Source organism: Flavivirga aquimarina (genome assembly GCF_030540835.1).
Lineage (GTDB): Bacteria > Bacteroidota > Bacteroidia > Flavobacteriales > Flavobacteriaceae > Flavivirga > Flavivirga aquimarina.
The window spans coordinates 1-205 of sequence record NZ_JAUOEK010000062.1; the positions used below are offsets into that span (position 1 = coordinate 1).

General features: G+C 43.9%; 1 protein-coding gene. It reads right to left on the minus strand.

Annotated features, from left to right (window positions below; all coding sequences use genetic code 11):
* The coding region (locus Q4Q35_RS22555; protein WP_303276718.1) for a transposase at positions 1-205 on the minus strand (205 nt) is incomplete at both ends.

Here is a 205-nt window from a genome sequence, read left to right on the forward strand (position 1 = left end):
TTAAGCTCTAAAGTGTCCATCGAAGCATTGGCTTTTACTGGTGCAGAGTCTATGGCCTGGGTGTGACCGCTGACCATTCCCTTTTCTACACACATAGCAAGTACTCTAGTAAAAACGTCTTCAAAGACAGTTTCTGGATACAATTGTCGGGTACGGCTTATCGTAGAGTGCCAGGGCAGTTCCTCATCTATATCATAACCTAAAA